Source organism: Shewanella pneumatophori, from assembly GCF_023283895.1.
Classification (GTDB): domain Bacteria; phylum Pseudomonadota; class Gammaproteobacteria; order Enterobacterales; family Shewanellaceae; genus Shewanella; species Shewanella pneumatophori.
Genome location: NZ_JAKILB010000042.1, coordinates 1 through 547 on the forward strand (window position 1 = coordinate 1; position 547 = coordinate 547).

Sequence of the window (547 nt, forward strand, 5' to 3'; positions counted from 1 at the left end):
CCTTCGGGAGGGCGTTTACCACGGTGTGGTTCATGACTGGGGTGAAGTCGTAACAAGGTAGCCCTAGGGGAACCTGGGGCTGGATCACCTCCTTACCTATACGACTAACTTGACTCTGTTAGTAAGAAATTGCGTTGAGTGTCTACACAGATTGCTTGTTCTCCTCGAAAGAGGTGAGCGACAAAATATCCTACTTCATGTAGTTGATATCGTTCTTTAAAAATTTGGAAAGCTGATAGTGTTAATGTGAAAGGGATGGCGATTTATCGCTGTTTGTAGCATTAGCGCGAAATTAAAAATTGAGTTCTCAAAACACTTTATTAAGTGTCTTGGCTTGCTACTTCGGTAGTAAGTAAAAAATTCTAATTTTGGCGAAAGTAGAAACCATTAGTTGCGATACGACTGTTTTATCTACCCTGATAAAACAAACGGATAATCTCATAGAGACTTATTTGGGTTGTATGGTTAAGTGACTAAGCGTATATGGTGGATGCCTTGGCAGTCAGAGGCGATGAAGGACGTAGTAACTTGCGAAAAGCGTTGGCGA

The 547-nt window shown here is 41.7% G+C and carries 2 rRNA genes; both read left to right on the top strand.

From position 1 onward, the window contains the following. Positions 1–95, top strand: a 16S ribosomal RNA gene (locus L2740_RS21420); the annotation flags it as partial. 368 nt (positions 96–463) lie between these two features. Beyond that, positions 464–547 (top strand): 23S ribosomal RNA (locus L2740_RS21425); the annotation flags it as partial.